This is a genomic window from Cellulomonas sp. ACRRI (assembly GCF_022346185.1).
Lineage (GTDB): Bacteria > Actinomycetota > Actinomycetes > Actinomycetales > Cellulomonadaceae > Cellulomonas.
The window spans coordinates 1-1,711 of the sequence record NZ_JAKRMS010000248.1 but is presented as its reverse complement, the minus strand read 5'-3'; the positions used below and the strand labels follow the sequence as shown (position 1 = coordinate 1,711).

1 rRNA gene is annotated in these 1,711 nt (G+C 57.9%); it reads left to right on the top strand.

Annotated features, from left to right (window positions below):
- Nucleotides 1–87: 87 nt before the first annotated feature.
- A 23S ribosomal RNA gene (locus MHY85_RS20940) occupies nucleotides 88–1,711 on the top strand; the annotation flags it as partial.

Here is a 1,711-nt window from a genome sequence, read left to right as displayed (position 1 = left end):
GGTAGGCGCCGGCGCTCACGACTCGGGGATCGTTCGTTGTTTGAGAACTGCACAGTGGACGCGAGCATCTTTAAAGTATGTCTTTGTGGTCAAGTTTTTAAGGGCACAGGGTGGATGCCTTGGCACTAGGAGCCGAAGAAGGACGTGGTAGCCTGCGATAAGCCTCGGGGAGTTGGCAAACGAACCGTGATCCGAGGATGTCCGAATGGGGAAACCCCGCGCGAGTCATGTCGCGTGACCCGCACCTGAATATATAGGGTGTGTGGAGGGAACGCCGGGAAGTGAAACATCTCAGTACCGGCAGGAAGAGATATTCCGTGAGTAGTGGCGAGCGAAAGCGGATCAGGCCAAACCGTGTGCGTGTGATAGCCGGCAGGCGTTGCGCATGCGGGGTTGTGGGACCCTTCAGCTGGTTCTGCCGAACCAGCAGGGAGTCAGAAAGTCTCGTGATAGTCGAAGGGCATTGAAAGGCCCGGCACAGAGGGTGGTACCCCCGTAGACGAAATCACGTGGCCTCCCGAGGGGGATCCCAAGTAGCACGGGGCCCGAGAAATCCCGTGTGAATCTGGCAAGACCACTTGCTAAGCCTAAATACTACCTAGTGACCGATAGCGGACAAGTACCGTGAGGGAAAGGTGAAAAGTACCCCGGGAGGGGAGTGAAATAGTACCTGAAACCGTGTGCCTACAATCCGTCGGAGCCTCCCTAGCAGGGGTGACGGCGTGCCTTTTGAAGAATGAGCCTGCGAGTTAGTGGTACGTGGCGAGGTTAACCCGTGTGGGGAAGCCGTAGCGAAAGCGAGTCCGAATAGGGCGACCGTAGTCGCGTGCTCTAGACCCGAAGCGAAGTGATCTAGCCATGGGCAGGTTGAAGCGCGGGTAAGACCGCGTGGAGGACCGAACCCACCTGGGTTGAAAACCGGGGGGATGACCTGTGGTTAGGGGTGAAAGGCCAATCAAACTTCGTGATAGCTGGTTCTCCCCGAAATGCATTTAGGTGCAGCCTCGCGTGTTTCTTGCCGGAGGTAGAGCTACTGGATAGCCGATGGGCCCTACCAGGTTACTGACGTTAGCCAAACTCCGAATGCCGGTAAGTGAGAGCGCGGGAGTGAGACTGCGGGGGATAAGCTCCGTAGTCGAGAGGGAAACAGCCCAGACCACCAGCTAAGGCCCCTAAGCGTATGCTAAGTGGGAAAGGATGTGGAGTTGCACAGACAACCAGGAGGTTGGCTTAGAAGCAGCCACCCTTGAAAGAGTGCGTAATAGCTCACTGGTCAAGTGATTCCGCGCCGACAATGTAGCGGGGCTCAAGTATACCGCCGAAGCTGTGGCATTCACACATTGCGCTAAGCCTTCGTGGTTCAGGCGTGTGGATGGGTAGGGGAGCGTCGTGTGGCGGGTGAAGCTGCGGGGTGACCCAGTGGTGGACGCTACACGAGTGAGAATGCAGGCATGAGTAGCGAATGACGGGTGAGAAACCCGTCCGCCGAATGACCAAGGGTTCCAGGGCCAGGCTAATCCGCCCTGGGTAAGTCGGGACCTAAGGCGAGGCCGACAGGCGTAGTCGATGGACAACGGGTTGATATTCCCGTACCGGCGAAGAACCGCCCATACCGAGCCCGGTGATGCTAAACGTCCGAAGTGCGGCACCGACTCCTTCGGGAGTCACCGCCGCATGGAGCACGTGACCCGAACCGGTAGTAGGTAAGCGT